Origin of the sequence: Lacticaseibacillus jixianensis, from assembly GCF_003946485.1 — a bacterium.
Classification (GTDB): Bacteria; Bacillota; Bacilli; order Lactobacillales; family Lactobacillaceae; genus Lacticaseibacillus; species Lacticaseibacillus jixianensis.
In genome coordinates, this window is the sequence record NZ_RHOJ01000002.1 from 18146 (window position 1) to 39899 (window position 21754).

At 62.6% G+C, this 21754-nt stretch carries 20 protein-coding genes; 19 read left to right on the forward strand and 1 reads right to left on the reverse strand.

Going from position 1 to position 21754, the window contains the following annotated elements; translation table 11 throughout:
• Window position 1 precedes the first annotated feature (1 nt).
• The 12 genes from EKM85_RS01185 to EKM85_RS01240 all read left to right on the forward strand — a co-directional run bounded on the left by EKM85_RS01185 (window position 2) and on the right by EKM85_RS01240 (window position 13845).
• Entirely contained in the window at window positions 2–1675 is a 1674-nt protein-coding gene (locus EKM85_RS01185; RefSeq protein WP_125584449.1) for a formate--tetrahydrofolate ligase, read from the forward strand.
• A gap of 21 nt (window positions 1676–1696) precedes the next feature.
• A complete protein-coding gene (gene lspA, locus EKM85_RS01190) occupies window positions 1697–2152 on the forward strand; it encodes a signal peptidase II (RefSeq protein WP_125584450.1) in 456 nt (151 codons plus the stop codon).
• Window positions 2143–3063 (forward strand): RluA family pseudouridine synthase, encoded by a 921-nt coding sequence (locus EKM85_RS01195; RefSeq protein WP_125584451.1) that lies wholly within the window; start codon window positions 2143–2145, stop codon window positions 3061–3063. Before lspA ends, EKM85_RS01195 begins: the two co-directional genes overlap by 10 nt.
• 151 nt (window positions 3064–3214) lie before the next feature.
• Entirely contained in the window at window positions 3215–3763 is a 549-nt protein-coding gene (gene pyrR, locus EKM85_RS01200) for a bifunctional pyr operon transcriptional regulator/uracil phosphoribosyltransferase PyrR (protein WP_125584602.1), read from the forward strand.
• 1 nt (window position 3764) lies between these two features.
• Window positions 3765–5075, forward strand: coding sequence for a uracil-xanthine permease family protein (locus EKM85_RS01205; protein WP_125584452.1), 1311 nt, complete (start codon window positions 3765–3767; stop codon window positions 5073–5075).
• Window positions 5059–5988, forward strand: a complete 930-nt coding sequence (locus EKM85_RS01210) for an aspartate carbamoyltransferase catalytic subunit (RefSeq protein WP_125584453.1) — start codon at window positions 5059–5061, stop codon at window positions 5986–5988. Before EKM85_RS01205 ends, EKM85_RS01210 begins: the two co-directional genes overlap by 17 nt.
• Entirely contained in the window at window positions 5972–7249 is a 1278-nt protein-coding gene (locus tag EKM85_RS01215) for a dihydroorotase (RefSeq protein ID WP_125584454.1), read from the forward strand. Before EKM85_RS01210 ends, EKM85_RS01215 begins: the two co-directional genes overlap by 17 nt.
• Entirely contained in the window at window positions 7246–8334 is a 1089-nt protein-coding gene (locus EKM85_RS01220) for a carbamoyl phosphate synthase small subunit (protein ID WP_125584455.1), read from the forward strand. Before EKM85_RS01215 ends, EKM85_RS01220 begins: the two co-directional genes overlap by 4 nt.
• The gene (gene carB, locus EKM85_RS01225; protein WP_125584456.1) at window positions 8327–11506 is read left to right on the forward strand and encodes a carbamoyl-phosphate synthase large subunit; all 3180 of its coding nucleotides are present in this window, start codon (window positions 8327–8329) and stop codon (window positions 11504–11506) included. Before EKM85_RS01220 ends, carB begins: the two co-directional genes overlap by 8 nt.
• An 8-nt stretch (window positions 11507–11514) precedes the next feature.
• Complete coding sequence (pyrF, locus tag EKM85_RS01230; protein ID WP_125584457.1) at window positions 11515–12234, forward strand: orotidine-5'-phosphate decarboxylase; 720 nt, start codon at window positions 11515–11517, stop codon at window positions 12232–12234.
• The gene (gene pyrE / locus EKM85_RS01235) at window positions 12227–12859 is read left to right on the forward strand and encodes an orotate phosphoribosyltransferase (RefSeq protein ID WP_125584458.1); all 633 of its coding nucleotides are present in this window, start codon (window positions 12227–12229) and stop codon (window positions 12857–12859) included. The genes pyrF and pyrE overlap by 8 nt, the downstream gene beginning before the upstream one ends.
• A 44-nt stretch (window positions 12860–12903) precedes the next feature.
• Window positions 12904–13845, forward strand: coding sequence for a dihydroorotate oxidase (locus EKM85_RS01240; protein WP_125584459.1), 942 nt, complete (start codon window positions 12904–12906; stop codon window positions 13843–13845).
• 101 nt (window positions 13846–13946) lie between these two features.
• Here the strand turns inward: EKM85_RS01240 and EKM85_RS01245 are convergent, their stop codons facing one another.
• On the reverse strand, window positions 13947–15641 hold the full coding sequence (locus EKM85_RS01245) for an Rqc2 family fibronectin-binding protein (RefSeq protein ID WP_125584460.1): 1695 nt from the start codon (window positions 15639–15641) through the stop codon (window positions 13947–13949).
• Window positions 15642–15800: 159 nt separating this feature from the next.
• Here EKM85_RS01245 and EKM85_RS01250 point away from each other — a divergent pair, with 159 nt between their 5' ends.
• The 7 genes from EKM85_RS01250 (at window position 15801) to EKM85_RS01280 (ending at window position 21743) form a co-directional block, all read left to right on the forward strand.
• Window positions 15801–16673 carry a DegV family protein gene (locus EKM85_RS01250; RefSeq protein WP_125584461.1) on the forward strand — a complete coding sequence of 291 codons (873 nt, stop codon included), beginning with the start codon at window positions 15801–15803 and terminating at the stop codon, window positions 16671–16673.
• A gap of 92 nt (window positions 16674–16765) precedes the next feature.
• Entirely contained in the window at window positions 16766–17332 is a 567-nt protein-coding gene (locus tag EKM85_RS01255) for an NUDIX hydrolase (RefSeq protein WP_125584462.1), read from the forward strand.
• Window positions 17329–18138, forward strand: a complete 810-nt coding sequence (locus EKM85_RS01260) for an HAD family hydrolase (RefSeq protein WP_125584463.1) — start codon at window positions 17329–17331, stop codon at window positions 18136–18138. Before EKM85_RS01255 ends, EKM85_RS01260 begins: the two co-directional genes overlap by 4 nt.
• Window positions 18139–18184: 46 nt before the next feature.
• The gene (locus EKM85_RS01265) at window positions 18185–19042 is read left to right on the forward strand and encodes a hypothetical protein (RefSeq protein ID WP_125584464.1); all 858 of its coding nucleotides are present in this window, start codon (window positions 18185–18187) and stop codon (window positions 19040–19042) included.
• A gap of 23 nt (window positions 19043–19065) precedes the next feature.
• The gene (locus EKM85_RS01270; protein WP_125584603.1) at window positions 19066–20163 is read left to right on the forward strand and encodes a S66 family peptidase; all 1098 of its coding nucleotides are present in this window, start codon (window positions 19066–19068) and stop codon (window positions 20161–20163) included.
• Between the two features lie 95 nt (window positions 20164–20258).
• Window positions 20259–20936 carry a L,D-transpeptidase gene (locus tag EKM85_RS01275; protein ID WP_125584465.1) on the forward strand — a complete coding sequence of 226 codons (678 nt, stop codon included), beginning with the start codon at window positions 20259–20261 and terminating at the stop codon, window positions 20934–20936.
• A gap of 117 nt (window positions 20937–21053) precedes the next feature.
• Window positions 21054–21743: a L,D-transpeptidase gene (locus EKM85_RS01280; RefSeq protein WP_125584466.1), complete on the forward strand. Its 690-nt coding sequence runs from the start codon at window positions 21054–21056 to the stop codon at window positions 21741–21743.
• Window positions 21744–21754: the final 11 nt, after the last annotated feature.

Consider the following 21754-nt stretch of genomic DNA (forward strand, 5'->3'; position numbering starts at 1 on the left):
CGTGTCAGATATCGAAATTGCGCAGGCAAACGAGCAACGCGAAATGAAGCCGATCACGGAGATCGGGGCCATGGTGGGCCTGACCGCGGCCGAACTCGAGCCGTACGGCCGCAGTAAGGCGAAGCTGACGCTGGCGGCCATGAAACGGCTGCGGCAACAGCCGCTGGGCAAGCTGGTCCTGGTCACCTCGATCAACCCCACCCCAGCGGGGGAAGGTAAATCGACCGTCACCATCGGGCTCGGCGATGCGCTCCGGCTGCGGGATCAAAACGCGGTGATCGCGCTGCGGGAACCATCGCTTGGCCCCGTCATGGGCATGAAGGGCGGCGCGACCGGCGGCGGCTACTCCCAGGTCGTGCCGATGGAAGACATCAACCTCCATTTCACCGGGGACATGCACGCCTTGACCACGGCCGTGGACACGCTCGCCGCCTTGATCGACAACCACTTGCAGCAGGGCAACGCGCTGAATTTGGATCCGCGCCGCATTCAGTGGCGGCGCGTGCTTGACATCAATGACCGGGCCTTGCGCCACGTCACCATCGGGCTGGGCGGCCCCACTGCCGGCGTGCCGCGGGAAACCGAGTTCGACATCACGGTGGCCAGCGAGCTGATGGCGATTTTGTGCCTGGCCGACAGCCTGGGGGATCTGAAGCGCCGGATCGCGAAGATCGTGATCGGCTACACCTACGACCGCAAGCCCGTGACCGTCGCTGATCTGGGGGTCACCGGGGCCATTGCCATGTTGCTGAAAGACGCGGTCAAGCCTAACTTGGTCCAGACGCTGGCCCACACCCCGGCGCTGATCCACGGCGGCCCGTTTGCCAACATCGCCCATGGCTGCAACTCGATTCTGGCCACCCGCGCCGCCCTGGAGCTGGGCGACATTGCGCTGACCGAGGCCGGTTTTGGGGCCGACCTGGGCGCCGAGAAGTTCATGGACATCGCGGCACCCGCCTTGGGCAAGACGCCGGATGCGGTCGTGATCGTCGCGACCGTGCGCGCCTTGAAGTACAACGGCGGGCAAAAACTTGCCGACCTCAAAACCGAGGACCTGACCGCCCTGCAAACCGGCTTTGTCAACCTGCAGCGGCACATCCGCAACATGAAGCGCTACGGCGTGCCGGTGATCGTCGGCATCAATCAGTTCACGGAAGACACCGAGGCCGAGCTCAAGCTGCTGGTCGATTTGTGCAAGCAGGAAGGCACCACCGCGGTCCCAGCTGACGTCTGGGGCCAGGGCGGCCAGGGCGGCTTGGCGTTGGCCGACGCGCTGCTTGCCGCGTTGAAGCAGCCCGCCCGGTTTACGCCGCTGTATGACAACACGGCCGCCGTCAAGGATAAAATCGCCACCATCGTCACCAAGATCTACGGGGGCGCGCACGTTGAGTACGATCGGAAAGCCGAGCTTGCGCTGCGCACCATTGCCAAAAACGGCTGGGCGGACCTGCCGATCTGCATGGCCAAGACGCAGTACAGCTTTTCCGATGACCCGAAAGCCCTGGGGGCCCCAAGCGGCTTCACTATCAGCGTGCGGGACATCGTGCCGCGGCTGGGCGCCGGGTTCTTGGTCGTGATGACCGGGACGGTGCTGACGATGCCGGGCCTGCCGAAGGCCCCGGCCGCCTTGAACATGGACGTCTCAGACGACGGCGTGATCTCGGGTTTGTTCTAATCTAGCTTAAGAGGAGTATTCATGATTATCTATTTGGTTTTTGCCGGGCTGCTCGTGGGCCTGGATCAGCTGGTCAAGGCGTGGGTCGTGGCCCACATTGCGGTCAACCACACCGTCGCATTTTTGCCGGGGCTGGCGCTGACGCACCTGCAAAACGACGGGGCGGCCTTTTCCATGCTGCGCGGCCAGCAGTGGTTCTTCTACCTGATCACCGCCGTGTCGCTGGTGGTCGTGTACTGGCTGTGGCGGGACGCCGGCCGCAATCGCTTCTACAAAGTCGGCCTCACGCTGATCGTCGCCGGGACGCTGGGCAACTTCATCGACCGGCTGCGCCTGGGCTACGTGACGGACATGTTTGAGACCACCTTCATGAATTTTGCGATCTTTAACGTCGCGGACGCCTGCCTGACGATCGGCGTGGTCTTCGTGGTCATTTACTTATTGTTCATGGATGGAAAAGGGGAACAATCACGCTAGAATTCACGATTGACGAGCAAACCGGGCGCCTGGACAAGGTGATCGCCGCCCACTACCAAGACATCAGCCGCTCTCAGGCCCAAAAGTGGCTGGCCGCGGGCCTGGTGACCCTGAATGGCCAGGTCGCCAAGGGCAAGGCGCCCGTGCAGGCTGGCGATCGGATCCGGCTTGACCCGCCGCGCCCGCAGCCGCTGGCGGCCGTACCTCAGGACATCCCCTTGGACATCGTGTACGAGGACGATCAGGTCCTGGTCGTCAATAAGCCGCAGGGGATGGTGGTGCACCCGGCCCCGGGCCATCCTGACGGCACGCTGGTCAACGGGTTGCTGTTTCACACCAGCTTTCCCGGCATCAACGACGTCCTGCGGCCAGGCATCGTGCACCGCATTGATAAGGACACCAGCGGCCTGTTGATGGTGGCGAAGACCGCGCAGGCGCAGGCCAGCCTTTCGGCGCAGCTGAAGGCCAAAACCACCAAGCGCGAGTACTGGGCCATCGTCCACGGCGCGTTTCGCTCGGCAACGGGCACCATCGACGCCCCGCTGGCCCGCGATCCCAGGGACCGCAAGCGCCAAGCTGTGGTACCGGGCGGGCGCCACGCGGTCACTCACTACCAGGTCCTCGAGCAGTTTCCGCGGTACGCCTTGGTCAAGTGCGTGCTGGAAACCGGCCGCACCCACCAGATTCGGGTGCACATGGCTTCAATTCACCATCCGCTGGCCGGCGACCCGCTGTACGGCCCCCGCGTCACGCTGCCCGGGGCCGGGCAGTTCCTCCATGCGCGCACGCTGGGCTTCACGCACCCGACGACCGGGGAGTTTATGGCCTTCACGGTCGAACCGCCGGCCCTGTTTCAAAAAACCTTGGCGGATCTGCGGGCTGGCATTGACAAGACTCGGCGCGTTCGCTAGACTGTAACCAACTTGATAAAGCACCTTTAACTAAGTCCAGAGAGGCTTGGAAGGGCACGTGTCTGCCGCGGCAGACGATTTTTCGGCGAACCTCGCCGCCTTCTATACCCAAACTGGATATAGGAGGCGGCTTTTTCGTGCAGAAAAGGAGATCATTATGGCAAAACAGGTAGTAGATGCAGTCACGATGCAGCGCGCCCTAACGCGCATTTCGTACGAGATCATTGAACAAAACAAGGACTTGTCGGATCTGGTCTTGGTCGGGATCAAGACGCGCGGCGTCTACCTGGCCAACCGAATCGCCGAGCGGCTGAACCAGCTGGAGAACCTGGCGGTGCCAGTGGGGGACCTGGACATTCGCCTGTACCGCGACGACGTGCACAAGGCGGATTACCGCAAGCAGCCGGACGTCAAGGGGGCCGACCTGCCCGTGCCGATCACCGGCAAGCACGTGGTCCTGGTCGACGACGTCCTCTTTACCGGCCGCACGATTCGCGCCGCCCTGGATGCGCTGATGGATCAGGGTCGGCCGCGCAAGATCAGCCTGGCCGTCTTGGTCGATCGCGGCCACCGCGAGCTGCCGATCCGGCCGGACTTTGTCGGCAAGAACATCCCGACTTCCCGTCACGAGGAGATCAACGTGCAGGTGAAGGAGATCGACGGCCAGGACGGCATCAGCATTGCCAAGTTGGAGGCGTAGCATGAAGGAATTTCATGATGATGATGCGGTATTAGACATTCATGACAAACCGGGCTTCGGCCAGTGGGTCGGGCTGTCCATTCAGCACTTGTTCGCCATGTTCGGCTCCACCGTGCTGGTGCCGATCCTGGTGGGCCTGGATCCCAGCATTGCCCTGTTTTCCAGCGGCGTCGGGACGCTCATTTACATCCTGATCACCCGCGGCAAGATTCCCGCCTACATGGGCTCAAGCTTTTCCTTCATCGTGGTGATGCAGTCGCTGATGAAAACCACCGGCTACCCGGGCATCGCACAGGGGACCGTCGCGGTGGGGTGCGTGTACCTGATCGTCGCCTTGATCGTGAACTTTGCCGGCTCGGCCTGGATCGATAAGGCGCTGCCACCAATCGTGGTTGGCCCCATTGTCATGGTGATCGGCCTCAGCTTGGCCGGGACCGCCGCCACGGACGCAACCATGCGCGCCGTGTCCGCCACCAAGAGCGTGTACGACCTGCGCTACTTCGCCGTGGCGATGCTGACCTTGGCCTTCACCATCGTTTACAACATGTACCTGAAAAAGTTCATCAGCCTGCTGCCGATCCTGCTTGGCCTGATCACCGGCTACGTAATCTCCTTGCTGTTTGGGATCGTCGACTTTACCCCGGTCATGCAGGCCAAGTGGTTCTCGCTGCCGGCGTTCCAGGTGCCGTTTCTCACCTACCACCCGCAATTTTACTGGGGCGCGGTCCTGTCAATGGCGCCGATCGCCTTTGTTACCATGACGGAGCACATGGGCCACATCATGGTGCTGGACGAAATGACGCACCGCAACTTCTTCAAGGATCCTGGGTTGAACCACACGCTGGCCGGAGACGGCACCGCGTCGATCATCGCCGGCTTTGTCGGCGGGCCGCCTGTGACCTCTTACGGGGAGAACATCGGGGTCATGGCCATGACCAAGGTGCACAGCGTCTACGTGCTGGCCGGTGCGGGGATGTTCGCGGTGCTCTTCGCCTTCATCGGCAAGCTGAGCGCGTTGATCCGCACCATTCCCAGTCCGGTCATCGGCGGCATCTCGTTTCTGCTGTTTGGGGTCATTGCCAGCAACGGGCTCAAGGTCCTGATCGACAACAAAGTCGATTTCAACAAAAAGCGGAATTTGATGATCGGCGCGACGATCCTGGTGATCGGGATCGGGAACGCCAGCCTGCAGATCGGCGGCTATACTTTCTCCGGACTCGCGATCGCGACCGTCCTGGGGATTTTGCTGAACTTTATCCTGCCGCAGCAGGCCGCAAATGAGGAGGAACCCGTCGATGCCACAAAACTTTGAGCATTTTGTTTCGGAAACCCAAGTCACCCCGGCGATCGCCGAAAGCCTGATCGACCGCGCTGAGGCGTTCAAGCAGGGGGCAGCGCCGCGGCTTACCACACCGTACTACGCCGCCAACCTGTTCTTCGAAAACAGTACCCGCACCCACACCAGCTTTGAGATGGCCGAGCGGAAACTTGGCATGACCGTGATCCCGTTTGACCCCAACCACAGCTCCGTGACCAAGGGTGAAAGCCTGGAGGACACGCTGCGGGCGCTGGCCGCCATTGGCATTGAGGTGGCGGTGATCCGCCACCCGCAGGACGACTACTACCAGCCGCTGATCGAAGCCAAGGTGCCGCTGCACATTGTCAACGCCGGGGACGGGGCAGGGCAGCACCCCAGCCAAATGATGCTGGACCTGATGACCATCCGCGAGGAGTTTGGGCACTTCAAGGGCCTGCACGTCGGCATCGTCGGCGACCTGCAGCATTCCCGCGTGGCCCGCTCGGACATGGCAATGCTCACGCAGCTCGGCGCTACGATCAGCTTCTCCGGGCCAAAAGCCTGGTACACCAAGGACTTCCAGCAATACGGCGCCTACGTGCCGCTGGATGACCTGATCCCCCAAGTCGACGTGCTGATGCTGCTGCGGGTCCAGCTGGAGCGCCTGACGCCGGCGGAGAAGGAAGAGTTCTCCGCGGCGTCTTACCATGAGCGCTTCGGCATCAACCAGGCCCGCTACGACCGAATGAAGCCCGGCGCGATCATCATGCACCCGGCCCCCGTCAACCGGGACGTCGAGCTCGCGTCAGCCTTAGTGCTGGCAGACCGGTCGCGGATCTTTAAGCAGATGCACAACGGGGTATTCATGCGCATGGCCATGCTTGAGGCCGTGTGCGCGCAAGGAGGCAATCATGCACACACTGATTAAAAACGCGAAGGTGATGGGGCCGCAGTCCTTCACCGGCGACATCCTGATCGAAGACGGCAAGGTCAACGCGCTGGGGCGCCACCTGTTTGCGCCGGCGGACGCCACGATCATCGACGCCCAAAACAACGCCGTCCTGCCCGGGCTAGTCGACGTGCACGTGCACTTTCGCGAACCCGGCTTTGAGCAGAAGGAAACGATCAAGACGGGCGCCGCGGCGGCCGCGCACGGCGGCTTCACGACGGTGGTCGCCATGCCCAACCTGAACCCGGTGCCGGACAACGTCATTGACCTGCGCCAGCTGATCAAGAAGAACCACAGCGAAGCCAAGATCCACGTCGAACAGTTCGCCGCCATCACCCGCGGGCTGGATTCCAACGATCTGGATGACTACCAGGCCCTGAAGGACGCCGGCGCGCTGGGCTTTTCCAACGACGGCGTCGGCATTCAAGACGCCGCGACGATGTACCGCGCGATGCAAGGGGCGGCCAAAGCAGGCGCGCCGATCGTCGCTCACATTCAAGACGACGGGCTGATGGCTGGCGGGGTGATCAGCAACGGCACCAAGGCTAAGGCGTTCGGGCTGCCGGGCATTAACCACGTCAGCGAATCCGCGCAGCTGGCGCGCGATCTGACCCTGGCCGAGGCGACCGGCGTGCACTACCACGCCTGCCACGTCTCCACCAAGCAAAGCGTTGAGCTGATCCGCGACGCCAAGGCCCGCGGGGTCAACGTGACCGCCGAAGTCACACCGCACCACCTGCTGCTGGACTACGAACACATTCCGGCCAACGACCCGAACTACAAAATGAACCCACCACTGCGGGCGGAAATGGACCGCATGGCGCTGCTCGCCGGGCTGGAGGACGGCACCATCGACATGATTGCCACGGACCACGCACCGCACACGGCTGCCGATAAGGCCGGGGACTTTCGCACCGCCGCGTTTGGCATCGTCGGCAGCGAGACGGCCTTTTCCCTGCTGTACACCAGCCTGGTTAAAAGCGGGCGTTTCACCTTGGACCAGCTGATCGAATGGATGAGCACGAACCCCGCCAAGGCGTTCGGCCTTCCTGCCGGCGGGATCGGCATCGGCCAGCCCGCTGACCTCACCATTGTCGACCTGGCCAAGCAGTACAAGATCGATCCGCGCACCTGGCTGTCCAAAGGGAAGAACAGTCCGTTCATCGGCCGCGAGGTCTTTGGCCAGGTCCTGTACACCCTGGCTGACGGCCAGATCGCATACAAGGAGGAAAGCAAGTGAAACGCTATTTGATCCTTGAGGACGGCTCGGTGTTCCCAGGCGTTGGTTTCGGCGCCGAGACCGTCACGACCGGCGAGATTGTCTTCAACACCGGCATGAGCGGCTACCAGGAGACCATCACCGATCAAAGCTATAACGGTCAGATCATCACCTTTACGTACCCCCTGATCGGCAACGCCGGCATCAACCGCGACGACTATGAAAGCATCAACCCGACCGCCAAAGGGGTGGTGGTCCACGAGACCGCCCGGGTCACGGGCAACTGGCGGGCGCAAATGACGCTGGACGAATTTTTGCGGCGCAAGCACATCCCCGGCATTGCCGGCATCGACACCCGCGCGCTGACCAAGCGCCTGCGGGAGGCGGGGACCATGAAGGCCAGTATCGTGGACGCCGCTGATGAACACGCCTTTGATCAACTGCGGGCGCTGGTCCTGCCGAAGAATCAGGTCAGCCAGGTGGCGACCACGCAGGCGTACCCGGCGCCGGGCACCGGCAAGGACATCGTCGTGGTGGACTTCGGCCTCAAGCACAGCATCCTGCGTGAACTCTCCAAGCGGGAGTGCAACGTGACCGTCGTGCCGCCGACCATCACCGCCGCCGAGATCCTCGAGCTGAATCCGGACGGGGTCATGCTGACCAACGGCCCCGGCGACCCGAAGGACGTGCCGGGCGCTTTGGACATGATCCGCGGGGTGGAAGGGCACATCCCGATGTTCGGCATCTGCCTGGGCCACCAGCTGTTCGCCCTCGCGAACGGCGCCGACACCTTCAAAATGAAGTACGGCCACCGCGGCTTTAATCACCCGGTGCGCGAAATCGCCACGGGCCGCATCGACTTCACCAGCCAGAACCACGGCTACGCGGTCGATCCGCAGTCGATCGACCCGGATCAGCTGATCGTGACGCACGAGGAGATCAACGATCACACCGTCGAAGGACTGCGCCACCGGCTGTACCCGGCCTTTTCGGTGCAGTTCCACCCGGACGCCGCGCCTGGTCCACACGACGCGGATCACCTGTTCGACGAATTCATGGAAATGATGGACGCCTTCGCGGCCAACAAAGGAGCGAGTCATGCCTAAGCGTACTGATATTCACAAAATTCTCGTCATCGGGTCCGGCCCCATCATCATCGGCCAGGCCGCCGAGTTCGACTACTCGGGCACCCAGGCCTGCCTCGCGCTGCGCGAAGAAGGCTACGAGGTCGTACTGGTCAATTCCAACCCGGCGACGATCATGACGGACAAAGAGATCGCGGACAAGGTGTACATCGAGCCGCTAACGACCGAATTTGTCAGCCAGATCCTGCGCAAGGAGCTGCCGGATGCCATCTTGCCAACCATTGGCGGGCAGATCGGGCTCAACCTGGCCATGGCCCTGGCGAATTCCGGCATCCTCGACGAGCTGCACATCGAGCTGCTGGGCACCAAACTCAGCGCCATCGACCAAGCCGAGGACCGCGAACTATTCAAGAACCTGATGCAAAAGCTGCACCAGCCGATCCCAGAATCCGCGATTGCCCACAACTTCGCCGAAGCCAAGCAGTTTGCCGAGTCCATCGGCTATCCGGTGATCATCCGGCCGGCCTTCACCATGGGCGGCACCGGCGGCGGGATCGCCAAGACCGAAGCCGAGCTGCGCACCATCACCGAAAACGGCCTGAACCTCAGCCCGGTGACCCAGGTGCTAGTCGAGCGCTCGATCGCCGGGTACAAGGAGATTGAATTTGAGGTGATGCGCGACGCGGCCGACAATGCGATCGTCGTCTGCAACATGGAGAACTTCGACCCGGTCGGCGTGCACACCGGCGATTCGGTGGTCTTCGCGCCGGTCCAGACCCTGACCGACAAGGAAGTGCAGATGCTGCGCGACGCCTCGCTCAAGATCATCCGCGCCTTGAAGATCGAAGGCGGCTGCAACGTGCAGCTGGCGCTTGACCCGAATTCCTTTAAGTACTACGTGATCGAGGTCAACCCGCGGGTGTCGCGCTCGTCGGCGCTGGCCTCCAAGGCGACGGGCTATCCGATTGCCAAAATGGCCGCCAAGATCGCGGTGGGGCTGCACCTCGACGAGATCAAGAACCCGATCACGGATGCGACCTACGCCGAGTTCGAGCCGATGCTGGATTACGTGGTCGCCAAGATCCCGCGCTTCCCGTTTGACAAGTTCGAGCACGGCGACCGGACGCTGGGGACCCAGATGAAAGCCACCGGCGAGGTCATGGCGATCGGCCGCAACATTGAAGAAGCACTGCTCAAGGCGGTCCGCGGCCTTGAGGTGGGGGCCACCCACCTTGCGCTGCCGGCGGCCAAGCAGCTGGCCGACGAGGCGCTGACGGCACTCATCGTCACCCCGACCGACATGCGCCTGTTTTACCTGGCGGAAGCGCTGCGCCGCGGCTTCACCCTTGAGGAGCTGGCCGAGCTGTCCCACATCAACATCTTCTTCCTCGACAAGCTCAAGCACATCATCGAGATCGAGGATGACCTCAAGGCGCACCCCGGCGACCTGGACGTGCTCCGGCTGGCCAAGCAAAACGGCTTTGCCGACCAGGAAGTCGCCACGCTCTGGGGCCAGACCATGGACGCGGTGCGTGATCTGCGCCGCGAAAACCACCTGACCCCGGTCTACAAAATGGTCGACACCTGCGCCGGCGAATTTGCCTCCACCACGCCGTACTTTTACAGCACCTACGAAACTGAAACCGAAAGCACCAAGAGCGGGCGCAAGAGTGTGCTCGTGCTGGGCTCTGGCCCGATCCGCATCGGCCAGGGTGTCGAGTTCGACTACGCCACGGTCCACTCCGTCAAGGCGATCCAAAAGGCGGGCTACGAGGCCATCATCATGAACTCGAACCCGGAAACCGTCTCCACCGACTTCTCGATTTCCGACAAGCTTTACTTTGAGCCGCTGACGATCGAAGACGTCCTGAACGTCATTGATCTGGAGCAGCCGCTGGGCGTCATCGTGCAGTTCGGTGGCCAGACCGCGATCAACCTGGCCGCGCCACTGGCCGCGCACGGCGTCAAGATCCTCGGCACCAGCCTGGACGACCTTGATGCCGCCGAGGACCGCGACCGCTTCGACGAGATCATCACCAAGCTGGCCATTCCTCAGCCGGTGGGGGATACCGCCACCGACAAGGCCGGCGCCATCGCGATCGGCGAGCGGATCGGCTACCCGGTCCTGGTGCGGCCAAGCTACGTGCTCGGCGGCCGGGCGATGGAGATCGTGCATTCGACGGCGGAGCTGGCCGATTACATCGACCGGGCGGTATCCGTGTCGAATGACCACCCCGTGCTCATCGACCAGTACCTCGTGGGCAAGGAATGCGAAGTGGATGCCATCTGCGACGGGGACACCGTCGTGATCCCAGGCATCATGGAACACATCGAGCGCGCCGGCGTGCACAGCGGCGATTCAATGGCGGTTTACCCGCCGCAGGACTTCAGCCAGCAGATCCAAGGGCAGATCGAGCGCTACACGATCGCTTTGGCGCACGCCCTGCACTGCGTCGGCATCATGAACATCCAGTTCATCGTGCACGACGGCCAGGTCTACGTGATCGAGGTCAACCCGCGCGCCAGCCGCACGGTGCCATTTTTGAGCAAGGTCACCGACATCGCCATGGCGCAGCTGGCCACCCAGGCCATCCTCGGGCGCAAGCTCAAGGACTTGGGCTTTGCAAGCGGCCTGCAGCCGCTGCGCAAAGGGGTGCACGTCAAGGCCCCCGTCTTCAGCTTCTCCAAGCTGAACGACGTCGACAGCACGCTGGGGCCGGAAATGAAGTCGACCGGTGAGGTGATGGGCTCGGACAGCACGCTGGAAAAAGCGTTGTACAAGGCCTTTGAAGCCAGTCACACCCACCTGCCGGCGCACGGGATCGCACTGTTCACTGTGGCCGATCCGGACAAGCCCGAAGCGGTGGCGCTGGCCAAGCGCTTCCGCGAGGTCGGCTACCAGATCGATGCGACCGCCGGCACGGCAGAGGCACTGCGGGCCGCCGGGGTGCGGACGAAGGTGATCGCTAAGCTCGGCGAAAGCGGTGAGGACGCCATTTTGGACGCCATCGCCGAACGCAAGCTGCAGCTGGTGATCAACACCACCAGCCAGGACAAGGCGACGACCAGCGACGGCTACCGGATCCGGCAGGCCGCGATCATGCACGGGGTGCCACTGATGACCAGCCTGGACACTGCGCGCGCCATCGTGCAGGTGCTCGAATCCCGCGCCTTCACCACCCAGCCACTGTAGGAGGAAGCATGTCACCAATCATTGCACTGGATTTTCCCACCATCGAGGAAACGACGGCCTTTCTTGAGCGCTTCAAAGGCGTACGGCCGCTGACCGTCAAAATCGGCATGGAGCTGTTCTACGGCGTTGGCCCCCGCGCGGTCGGGGACGTAATGCTTCAGGGCGGCGTCAAGGTCTTCCTCGACTTAAAACTCCACGACATTCCGCACACCGTCGAGCGAGCGGCGTATCAAATCGGCCGCATGGGGGTTCAGCTGACCACGGCGCACGCGGCGGGGGGCAGCGCGATGCTGGCGGCCGCCAAGCGCGGTTTGCTCGCCGGCGCGGCCGCAGCCGGCTTTCCCGCCCCGAAGCTGCTCGCCATCACGCAGCTGACGTCGACTTCAGCCGCCATGATGCACACCGAGCTGCAGATCCCGGGTCCCGTTGCCGATTCGGTGCAGCACTTGGCGGCGGTCGCCCAAAGCGCTGGGGCAGACGGCGTCGTCGCCAGCGCGCAGGAGGCCCCACTGATCCGCGCCATCACCCGGCCGGACTTTCTGATTGTCACGCCAGGCATTCGGCCAGCTGGCAGCGAAAAAGGCGACCAAGTCCGCACCACCACGCCGGCGCAGGCCGCGCAGCTCGGCAGCTCGGCGCTCGTGGTGGGGCGGCCGATCACCCAGGCCGCTGATCCGGTGGCGGTGTACCAGCAGATCGATCAAGAATGGAGGCAAGCAAATGACTGAACTTGAAACAACGATCGCCACCGACCTGCTGACGATCGGGGCGGTGACGCTGCGGCCGAAGGATCCGTTTACCTGGGCCAGCGGCATTCACAGCCCGATTTACACCGATAACCGGCTCACGATCTCGTATCCGGCGGTGCGCACGCGCATCGCGGACGGCCTGGCCCAGTTGATCAAGGCGCAGTACCCGGACGTGCAGGTGATCGGCGGCGTCGCCACGGCAGGCATCCCGCACGCCGCGCTGGTCGCCGAGCGCTTAAACCTGCCTCTGGTCTACGTCCGCAGCAAGCCCAAGGACCACGGCCAGGGGCGGCAGATCGAAGGCAAGCTCGCCAAAGGCGCTAAGCTGGTGCTGATCGACGACCTGCTGAGCACCGGCGGGTCGGTGCTTCAGGCGGCCGCGGCGGCGCGGCGTGAAGGGGCCGCCGTGATCGGGGTGGCGGCAATTTTTAGCTACCAACTGCCGGCGTTGACGGCCAATTTTGCCGCGGCGAAGACCCGGTTCGCCACGCTGACTAACTACACCACGCTGATCCAGACGGCGCAGGCGCAGGGCCAAATCGACGCCGCCGAACTGGCCATGCTGCACGCCTGGCGCAAGGACCCGGCGCACTGGCAGGCTTGACTTAATTTGCACTGATCACAAGCTGAGAAAAGGAAGCGTATCGCATGTTGTCTCTTGCAACCGAAATTGCCGGCCGCTACTTTGCGTCTTGCCTGATGAACGCGGCGGGGATCCGCTGCCAGTCGCGCCGCGATCTCGACGCCCTGGTGCAGTCAAGCGCCGGCGCTTACGTCACGAAAAGCGCGACCCCCGCGCCGCGTTCGGGCAATCCCGCGCCGCGCATGGCCACGTTCCCCAACGGGAGCTTCAATTCCATGGGCCTGCCCAACAACGGGCTGGCCTATTACCTCGACTACGTGCTGGCCGATGAACAAAAGCGCCCGGGCAAAACCAACTTCCTGTCGCTGGCCGGCACGAGCCTAGCCGATAACCTCGCCATGCTGCACCAGATCAACGATTCGGCCTACACCGGGTTCGTGGAACTGAACCTGTCGTGTCCCAATGTGCCGGGCCACCCGCAAACCGGGTACGATTTCGAGGCGACCAGGCAGACGCTGGAAGCGGTCTTTGACTTCTACCAGAAGCCGCTGGGCGTCAAGCTGCCGCCGTATTTTGACCTGGCCCACTTCGATGCGATCGCGGCCGTGCTCAACCAGTTCCCGCTGAGCTTCGTCACCACGATCAACAGCGTCGGCAACGGCCTGCTCGTCAACGTCGAAACTGAAACGGTCGTCATTAAGCCCAAGGGCGGCTTTGGCGGCATTGGCGGGGCCAGCGTGAAGCCAACCGCGCTGGCCAACGTACGGGCCCTCTCGCAGCGGCTGAACCCCGCCATTGCGGTGATCGGCGTGGGCGGCATCATGAGCGGCAAAGACGCCTTTGAACATATTTTGTGCGGCGCGTCGATGCTGCAGATCGGCACCCAGTTCGGCTACGAAGGCGTGGCCGTGTTCGAACGGATCGCCAAGGAGCTGGGCGACATCATGCTGCTGAAGGGCTATTCCAGCATTGACGACTTTCGCGGCAAGCTCAAAACGCTCGCCTGACGGATCAAGCGGCCCGCAGCAGTGCGGGTTGGCACTACCGCAGACGCAAAAAAGCGGCACCCCAGAATTACTCTGGGGTGCCGCTTTTGAGTGGGAGCCCGCTAGATTGTGGGCTGATGGCGCAGCCGCTCGACGACTGCCTCATCCGGCGTCACGACCACCGTGCGCTGGCCCTCGTACACCACAAACCCCGGCTTTGCGCCGTTCGGCTTGCGGATCTTCTTGACCTCGATCCAATCGACCTGGACGTTCGCCGAGGCGCGGCTCTTGGAGAAGTAGGCCGCAAGCATCGCCGCCTCCAGCAGCGTCTTCTCGCTGGGCCGCGCCGCATCGATGATCACGTGCGAGCCAGGGACGTCCTTGGCGTGCAGCCAGATATCGGTTTTGGCGGCCTTGTGCAGGGTGAGCTGGTCGTTTTGCAGGTTATTTTTGCCGACCCAGATCTTCGTGCCATCAGAGGCGTAGAACTGCTCCGGCTGGGCAATCTTGTGCTTAGGGGCCTTCTTGCCTTGCTTGTGGGCCTTGAGGTAGCCGCCTTCCTGCAGCTCCGTGCGGATGTCGGCCAGGTCCTTGGGGCTGGCGATCTCGATCTGCGTCATGATGCCGGTCAGGTAGTCGAGTTCACTCTGGTTCTGGGCCATCTGCTCGTTGACGTAGGCCACGGCGTTGCGGAGCTTTTGGTAACGCGAAAAGTACTTCTGGGCGTTTTTCGACGGCGACAGCTGGTTGGACAGGCTGATCTTCAGCGGCTTCATGGCGTCGTAAAAATTAGGCAGGGTAACGCTGGTATCGCCGCGCTTGACCTGGGCCAGGTAGGTGGTGAGGATCTCGCCGCGGATCCGGTACTCGTCGGCTTGCTCGGTGTCCTTGAGGGTCTGCTGCAGCTTCTTTTGCTTCTTCTCGTCGCGCTCGATCAGCGTCTTCAGCGGCCGAATCAGGTTGTCGCCCTGCGTGCGGACCCGGTCGTGCTCGGCCTTTTGCGCGTAAAAGGCGTCCAGCATTTCACTGAGCGAGCCAAACGTTTGCGCCTGGCCCTCGTGCGTCTGGTAGGGCAGGGCGGAGAAGCTCACCTTGGCCCCCGTCGTGATGGTGGGCCGCGGGTGGTCGAGCTGGGCGAAGAAGTCATCCCAGGCTTCGTCAGGATCACTGGCCGCTAGCCTGGCCGCCAGTTCCTTGGCCGAATCGCCGGCCAGGCCCTGATAGTGGCGCTGGAGCAGCTGGGCGAGCGGCACGTCCGGGGTCTTCATCAGCTCGCGGTAGCCGCGGGTGTCATCCGTGAACGGGTCCACCTTGTCCTGCGCGGGTGCCGGCACGTAGGTTGCGCCGGGCAGGAGGGTGCGAAACCGGTCCTGGTCCGGCCCCACGTGGCGGATCAGGTCAATGATCTTGCCTGTTTTCAGGTTGACCAGGGTGAGGTTCGAGTGCCGGGCCATGATCTCGACCACCAGGCGCAGGCTCAGATCGTCGCCTAATTCGTCCCGGGTCGAAAAGTCCAGGTGGAGGACCCGGTCGTTTTTCACCTGGGTCAGGGCCTGCAAGGTGGCGCTGGCGAGGTACTTGCGCAGCGTCATCGTGAAGTTCGTGGGGACCTTGGGATTTTCGTAGGGGATCTGGGTGATCTGCACCCGGGCGAACTGGGGATTGGCCGACAGCAGCAGTGGCCAATTCTTCCGGTTCGCCCGAATGGTCAAGATGACCTCGTTATTGTATGGTTGGGTGATTTTATTGACGCGGCCGCCCACCAACGGCTGCAGTTCTTTCGCCATGGCATGCGTGAATAAGCCGTCAAATGACATCGCAAACCTCTTTTCTGCCCGCTCGGGGCCGCCAATTGCTGTCCTTTATTCTACCGGTTTTCTAGGCCCGACGCAAAGCGCCACCGCGCGTTATTCTTCTAAAATAAGACATAAAATGTTATGCTGTTCTAAGCAAATTCAGAAAAGTGGGTGTAGCAAATGAAGATCGCCGTCGTGACCGACAGCACCGCATACTTATCCGATCAGCAGATCGCGGCCAATCACATCAAGATCGTGCCGATCCCCGTTATCCTGGACGGCACCGTGTACGACGAAGGCAAGGACATCACCACTGCCGAGTACTACGCAAAATTGCGAACCGCTAAGACGTTCCCCAGCACATCTCAGCCGCCGTTGGGCGAGGTGCTGAAGCTATACGAAAACCTGGCCAACGAAGGCTACGACACCATCATCTCCATCCACCTGGCCAGCACGATCTCCGGGTTCGTGGAGACGCTGCGCGCGGCCGTCGCCGACTTCAAGCCGGCCCACGTCATCGTGTACGATTCCCAGATCACGGTGATCCTGATGGGCGAGCTGGTCCTGACCGCGGCACAAATGGCGGCGGCCGGGGCCACCCCGGACGAGATCATGGCAACGCTTGACCAGCTGCGGGCCACGATGGGCGAGTACTTCATCGTCAACGACCTCCAGAACCTGGTGCGCGGCGGGCGCCTGAGCAACGCGGCCGGGTTCATCGGCGGCATGCTGAAGATCAAGCCGCTGTTGACCTTCGACGACGATTCGCACAAGATCGTCGCCTTTGAGAAGGTGCGTTCACTCAAAAAGGCCTACTCGCGCGTCGAGGAACTGTTCGCCGCTGAGCTGGCAAAAGTCGACTACCCGGTCAAGGCCTGGGTCATCCACGCCAACGACCCCGAAGCGGCCGCGGCGTGGCAAGCCGACCTGGAGGCAAAATTCCTGCAGGTGGCTTTTGCCCAGTCCTACTTTGGGCCGGTCATCGGCACTCACCTGGGCGAGAAGGCCATCGCGGTGGCCTGGATCCAGAACCGTGCCCGCAGCGCGAAGTAATCCCGAGCCAGTCGTTAATTCGGCTGGTTTTTTGGTATCATGGTAAGTAGACTAACGCTTGCGTTAAATTCAGTTCACTAAGCGAGGCAATTATGTTTATTCAACCATCACCGCAAAAGGGCCGGATCCTGGCGGCCACCAAGGCTTATCATGGGTACATCTTTGACGTTATTCAGCAGACCATTGCCACACCGGACGGGCTCACGGTCGAGCGCGACTTGATCAAGCACGCCCCGGCCGTCGCCATGCTGGCGCTGACCCCGACCGATCAGGTGCTGATCAACCGCGAATACCGCGTGGGCATCAACGCCGAATCTTTCGCGCTGCCGGCCGGGCTCATGAACCCCGGTGAGGACCCCGTGCAGGCCGCGCGCCGCGAGCTGGAGGAGGAAACGGGCTACGCCGCCCTGGCGCTGCAGGAAATGTGTGCGATTCGCTCCAGTGAAGGCATGACCGACGAGCTGGTGCACTTGATGCTGGCCCGCATCGATCCGGCGAAGCGCACCGCAACCCACTTCGACCAGGACGAGTTCGTCACCAGCCAGCTGGTGCCCCTGGCTGAGGTCGTCGCCGCCGTGAAGGACGGGCGCATCGCCTCCGCCCAGAGCGTAGGGGCAATCAGCTACTACGAGGCATTCATCAAAGGAGCACACCAATGAGTTTAAAAGACGTCAAACTGATCGCCACCGACATGGACCACACGCTGCTCACCGAGGCCAGCACGCTGCCGCCGCGCTTTGAAGAGCGGCTTGACGCGCTGGCGGAGCTTGGGATCCAGTTCGGCATCGCCAGCGGCCGCCCGCTGTACACCCTCCAGGACCTGTTCCCGCAGCACTACCAGCAGCTGGCGCTGATCGCCGATAACGGCGGGGTGATCAGCTATCGCGGCAAGATCATCGCCAAAACGCTGATGCCAGTGGCAACGGTGCAGGAAATGGTGCGCGTCATCCGCGACGAAACCGACGGGCTGCCCTTGATCTGCGGGCTGACCAGCGCGGTCGGGCAGGCCACGGACCGCAAGTACGACGCGGTGTACCGGGAATTCTACCACCAACTTGATTACCTGGAGGATCTGACCGCTTGGACCGGCGAGGCCGATAAGGTGACCATCTACCTGCCAGGCGGCGACGCCCGCGCCGTGTTTGAGGACGTGATCCAGCCGCGCTTTGGCCAGCAGTTCTCGGTCGCCGTGTCCGGCCCAGTTTGGATCGACATTATGATGCCCGGCATCGACAAGGGCAACGGGATGCGCGCCATCGGCCAGCAGATGGGCATCACGTCCGACCAGATGATGGCCTTTGGCGACAATTTCAACGACGCGGAGATGCTGCAAACGGTCAAGTACAGCTACCTCGTCCAGAACTTCGCCCCGGGCATGGAGCAGTACGCCACCTATCGCACCGGCAGCAACGAGGCATACGGCGTGGTCCAGGTCCTCGATCAGGTCATCGCCGCCCATCAGTGACGCCGCGCATCAAGCAGGGATTTTTCAGCAAAAGTGAGGCAAATTCATGGACTTTGAGTATTCTCCTTATCAGGGATCACGCGTGAACTGGCTGACCACGCCGGAGGACCGAGCGGCGTTCACCGCTCACCGAGAGGGCGCAACGCTGGTTTCCTGCGGCGGCAAGCCGGTCGCGGCACTGACGACCTGGCGCAATCCGCTGCACCCGTACCTGCTGCGCTTCATGACGATCGCGGCCGCGGCGGCGGATTCGCTGCCGCCAGCACAGCTCGCCGACGCGCTGCTCACCCCGGTGGTCGATCGCGCCAAAAATGCGGGCCAGCGGGGGATGCTGACGGTGACCACCGACACCCAGTCGCCACTGCGGTCAGCCATGGTGTCGCGCGGGCTGCGCCGGATCCGCACCACGTTCAAGCCGCACTTGCAGCTTCGTGATGCCCGCACCGCCCCGGTGACCCTGGCGCCTGGGACCCGGCTTTTGACCCAAAGCGATCTGCTGAAGTCAGACACCCTCAGCACCACGCTGATCCAAACCGCCTACCTGGCCTACCAGAAGCGCCACGACGTCGATCCGGTCAAGCCGTTCACCGACACCGAATGGGCGCCGCGGATCTTGACCGACCTTGAGCCAACTGCCCCGCTGGCCCTGGCCCAGGGCAACAACGTCGTCGCGTACTGCCTGACTTACCTGCGCGGCAATCGCTTGGCGTTTGGCGGCGCGTGGGGGCAAGACCACGGGCTGTTAGACGGGCTGCTGGCGTACACGCTGCCCGCCCTGGCAAGCCGCTACCAGGTTCTGGAAGGGGACTTCGCCGACGTTGACGAAGGCGGCCTTCAGGTCTACATGACCTTCCCGGACCAGCCGGACGCCCAGGAGCAGGCGGCCTACGCCATCCTCTTTTAACTTCCCCAAAGGAGCAACGCATGATGAGACCACACCGCAATGCCGCCGGCCGGCTCAAGCCGCGGCCACTCACAAAAGGGGACCACGTGGCCATCGTCAGCCTCTCCGCCGGTACACTTGGTGAGCCGGTTGCGGCCCACCAGCTTAAACTGGGCCTAGCGCGGCTCGCCGTGTTTGGGCTCACCCCGAAGATCATGCCGAACGCGCTTGCCGGGAGCGCGGCGCTTTTGGCCCATCCCGAAGCCCGCGCTGCCGACCTGAAGGCGGCGCTGCTGGACCCTGAGATCTCCGGCATCATCTGCGCGATCGGCGGGGACGACACGTTTCGGCTGGCGCCTTATCTGATGACTGACCCTGACGTGGTCAAAGCGATTCAAGACCAGCCGAAACTGGTCACCGGGTTTTCCGACACGACGATCGACCATCTGATGCTCTACCGGCTCGGGCTGCAGACCTTCTACGGGCCCAATTTCCTGAACGACTTAGCGGAGCTTGATCAAAGTATGCTGCCGTACACGCAGGCGACCTTTGCGCATTACTTTGACACTGCGGCGCGCACGCAGATCTGCTCTAGTCCGGTCTGGTACGAGGAGCGCACGGACTTTTCGCCGGCCGCGTTGGGCACGCCGCGGGTGCGCCATCCCGAGACGCACGGCTTTGAAGTCCTGCGCGGGCAGGGGGTCATCAGTGGCCCCCTGCTGGGCGGCTGTCTGGAAAGCCTGGATGATCTGCTCGTTGATCACTTGCCGCAAGAAACGGAGATCAGCCAGCGCTTCGGGATTATGCCGTCGCCGACCGAGTGGGCCGGCAAAATTCTGTTTATTGAGACCAGCGAGGAGCGCCCGGCGCCTGCGAGCTACCGGCAGATGCTGCAGCACTTGCAGGCGTTTGGCGTGTTCGATCAGGTGGTCGCGGTCGTTGCCGGCAAACCGCAAAATGAGCGGTACTACGCGGAATACAAGCAGATTCTGCAGGAGGTGACGGCGCCTGATGCGCTGCCATTATTGTTCAACGTCAACTTTGGCCACGCTTATCCGCGCACAGCGCTGCCGTACGGGGCGAAAGCTGCGCTGGACTGCGACGCCGGGACGCTGACCATCACCGAGCCGTTTTTTACTTAAACCTTCAAGGATGACCTATTTCCGTCGTATCGAATACTCCGATTGTATGGTACAATAAGTAACCGAAATATCGTGCATCATTAAGGAGGACGCGCATGCGTCAGTTTCGTTTCCCTCGTTTAAAGAAAAGGTACCGGCCCTGGTTCTGGGCCTTAGTGGCCGTGATCATTGTCGTTGGCGTTAGCGTCCGCGTGGCCGCCAGCTTTCACACCGCCGCGTCCACGCCGCGGTCAAGCCAGCTAGCAAAGCCGGCTCATGCAGCGGCCAAATCAGCGGCCAAGGCGAAGCAGCAGCGCACTGACAAGCCGAAAGCGCACCAGGCGCCGTCAGTTATGCGCACGCCGATCGACTGGCAGCAGCCCTCTGAGACGGTCGCTTACCCCAAGCTAACGACCACCGACCACGTGACGCTTCAGGTCAGTTTGGCAAAGCAGCGCGTCTACGTGCTGATCAACGGCAAAACCAGTTACACCATGTACGCCTCAAGTGGGATCCACGGCCTCACGCCAAAGGGGCACTTCCAAATCGGCGGGCGCGGGGATCATTTCTACACGCCATCGGAGAAAATGGGGGCGAACTACTGGACGGCATTTTCCGGTTCGAGCTACCTGTTTCACTCTGTCCCCACTGACATCAACGGCAACTACATCCCGGCAGAGGCGGCCAAGCTGGGCAAGGAGCCCGGCTCCCACGGCTGCGTGCGGCTGAGCGTGCCGGACGCCAAGTGGGTCAACCAGACGATCCCAGCAGGCACTCCCGTGATCATCAGCTAACCGTTCCACCCAGGCGCCGGACTTGAGCGCCTTTTTTATTTGTAAGCGGGCGGGGAGTCTGCTGGAGCCGGCAGAAGTAATGAATAACACACAATTGATTGAGAGAAGGAACCCGAGATGGAATCGCAGCAGCCAAACCAACCCAGCCAGACGCCGCCCGCAAAGCGCTCGCCGCGCAGGTGGTGGGCCTGGGGCGTCCTGATCGTCATTGGCCTAGCCGTGACTGGCTTGGCACTGGGTCAACCAGGCCAGCCGGCACGGCCGGCCGTGCAAGCCCAGACGCGGCAGCAGGCAAAGCGGCCGCACTTGGCTAAGCGCGCTGGCTACGCAAGCAAGGCGAGGCCAGCGCGGCTGATGCGCACGCCGATCGACTGGCACAAGCCGTCGGAAACCGCTGCTTACCCAGTGCTCACGGGTGTAAAAGACCTGTCAATGACAGTGCGACTGGACCGTCAGCGGGTCTACATCCGCGGCAATGGCAAACGCCTTTACACGATGTACGCTTCAACGGGGGTGGCCGGCCGAACGCCAGCAGGCCACTTTCGGATTGGCCAGCGCGGACTGCATTTCTTCAACCCCAGTCCGGCGGTGCGCCTAGGGGCCAACTACTGGACCTCGATCTACCAAAACCGGATCCTTTTTCACACGGTGCCATTTGATGCCCAGGGCCACTACGACCTCAAGGAGGCAAACGACCTCGGCCTTCGCGCGGGCTCGCACGGCTGCGTGCAGTTGAGCATTCCCGACGCCAAGTGGATCTACGACAAGATTCCTGAAGGGACGCCCGTGGTCATCAGTCGGCACTAGCGGTCAGCTGA